The following is a 2,709-nucleotide window of genomic DNA, read 5'->3' as shown; positions in this document are numbered from 1 at the left end:
AAAAATACGGTCCATGACATTTCAGTCATCAACCGTATTTATTATAGAGCCTTTTATTTATAGTTCGGTCTAAACGACTGATTTATTCTGGCTGCTCAGTTGAAGTCTCATATTCATCTGATACGCCATCTTCCTGCTCCTGTAACTCAGGTGCATCTGTTTCATATAAATCTGTAGTCGAATCTCCACCACGTTGTTCAATGAGGCTTGTCTCTTTTCTAGAATCGTCTTCGAGCACCTCTAATTGATCACGATATAAATAATCGATTTCTTTTAGTTCATCCAGAGGTTCAGGGTTATAGAAGCGCAGTAAATCTTTCATTTGAACTTCATCTGAATGACTTAATTCTTCTCTCGCTTCGTCTCTATACTGATAAAGTTCTTCCAATTCTTCCTCAGATAATTGTTCGTTCAGTAATTCGCCTGTCTCTGTATCATAGATTTCCTGTTCAAGGAAAGTATATTCTGGTGTAATCACACGGCCATTTCTGAGTGGTACTGTATTATCATGTTCCTCTGATAACATATCCTGACCCATAAATATATGACCGTCTGTTTCCATACCCAGTAAATGCATCAAGGTCGGCAGCATATCCACCTGACCGCTGTATGTGTCGAACACTTCACCATTATCAACGCCCGGGACATGGACGATATACGGTACTCTTTGCATTTGAGTATCATTATAAGCATTCCAGTCCTCACGCTCTTCACCGACTAGTGGCGCCAAGGTAGGGTTTCTCATATCAGAAATACCATAATGATCACCATACATAACTATGATTGAATCTTCGTACAAGCCGCTTTCTTTCAAATAATTGAAAAATTCTTCCAACGCCTGATCGGCATAATGCGCTGTAACGAAATAGTTATTAATTGTATCATCACTTGTCTGTGCAGCCGGGAATTCCGTGTTCTGCTCATCTAAAGGATAAGGGAAATGATGAGAAACAGTAATGAACTTGGAATAGAATGGCTGCGGCAGCTGTTCAAGATACTCTGCCGAATCATGGAAAAACAGTTTATCCTTCAAGCCATATTCCATCGATCTTTCTCCCGATACATCATAAAACTCAGAATCAAAGAAATAGTCATAGCCAAAACTTTGATACGTATCTGTTCTATTCCAAAATGAGCCTACATTTCCGTGAAATGCAGCTGAGGTATAATCCCCCTGCTGTGCCAGAATGTTTGGTGCAGAATGGAATGTGTTTGTGGAACCTAATGTTTGGAATACACTGCCTTGTGGCAGACCATACAATGATAACTCGCCTAAAACTTCACCATCGGAAGACTTACCCTGGCCTGTCTGATGGAAAAAGTTTTCAAAGCTGTATGAGGACTCATTGTCATATATGCTCGAAAGAAACGGCATGACTTCATGACTTTGTCCATTTTCATCTTCCAGTTCATAATCAATTAAAAATTGCTGAACACTTTCCAATGCAATCACTATAACGTTTCGGTCTTCAGCCACACCGAAATATTCAGGATTTGGCTCTGCATGATTTTCATTTGAAAAGTTAAATACTTTCGATAGATCAGACTCGTCAGCACTCACTCGCAATTGACTGCTTTGTGTTGTTTTAAAAGCATCATAACCGGAAAAGAAATTTAAACCTAAATATTTAACAATATAATTTCTGTCAAAAGTTCTGGTTAATAATTCCGGACGGTCAATCTCTGCCAATATCAAGTTACCTGCCAACAGTAATGCACCCATCACTGTAACTGTAGCTTTGGTCCATCTTTTGTACTCTCTTTTACCTTCTTTGAAAGGTTCTTTCTTTTTATAGAAGAATAAATAACCAAACAGTGCAATATCGACCCAATATAACAGATCCCAAAATCTCATCATTTCGAATGTTGAAGTGAATAATGCAGAAGACACATTATTGGAATTCAATAAAATGTTTGATGTCAGAAAATCAGCGAACTCTCTGTAGTACAATATGTTCGCATATAACAATACCGTCATTAACATGAGTATTGTAAACATCATCCATTTTCTTAAAGTCGGGCTCTTGAAGAACAGTGCAACAGACAATAGTATGACACCGGTCGCAATCGGGTTAATGAGCAATATAAGGTGCTGGTATATACCTGTCACACCTAAACTAAATTCAATCCAGTAAGCCATGTACGTTTTCAACCAGAATAAAAACAGAAATAGGATGAAAAATCCATAGCGTTTATTCAATATTTCTTTTATTTTTGACATAGTTTCACTTCCTGATTCTCTACTTTTCCTTAACTTCAAATAATTGATAAGGGGCTATCCCGATTATTCTTAGTCGATTAAAATAGAGTAAAATAAAATAAAAACCCTCAAACGTTGACGTTGAGGGTCTAGTGACGGACGGCAAGAGAAATTAAAACACTTTAATATCGGTGGTTAAAGTAACTTATTGTCAATATGTAGATCGTTACTCCCCCACTCCGCTGAGGTCACACCCTCTTTGCGAGTCCTATATTGACAATTTCAATATTTCCACTTACTGCCTCAAATTTTTACAAATTCTTAATGAACTTTATCAATGTTTAACATTATACCTCATTTCATCACTTATATGCAAGAAAACACTCTAATCTTAACAAAATCATCATATTTAATCCTGAATTATTCATACTTCCCAGTTGAATCCTCAATTGAGTCAAAATCATATGATTTCTGAGATTTTCTCTATTAACTTGGCAAAATCAAAGTCA

The 2,709-nt window shown here is 37.0% G+C and carries 1 protein-coding gene; it reads right to left on the bottom strand.

Going from position 1 to position 2,709, the window contains the following annotated elements; genetic code table 11:
* Nucleotides 1-82: 82 nt before the first annotated feature.
* Nucleotides 83-2,221: an LTA synthase family protein gene (locus BO48_RS16690; protein WP_496369261.1), complete on the bottom strand. Its 2,139-nt coding sequence runs from the start codon at nucleotides 2,219-2,221 to the stop codon at nucleotides 83-85.
* Nucleotides 2,222-2,709 lie beyond the last annotated feature (488 nt).

Source organism: Lacicoccus kunmingensis DSM 17847, from assembly GCF_059568765.1.
Note: the sequence above shows the minus strand (reverse complement) of the source record. Positions and strands in the feature narration are given on the sequence as shown.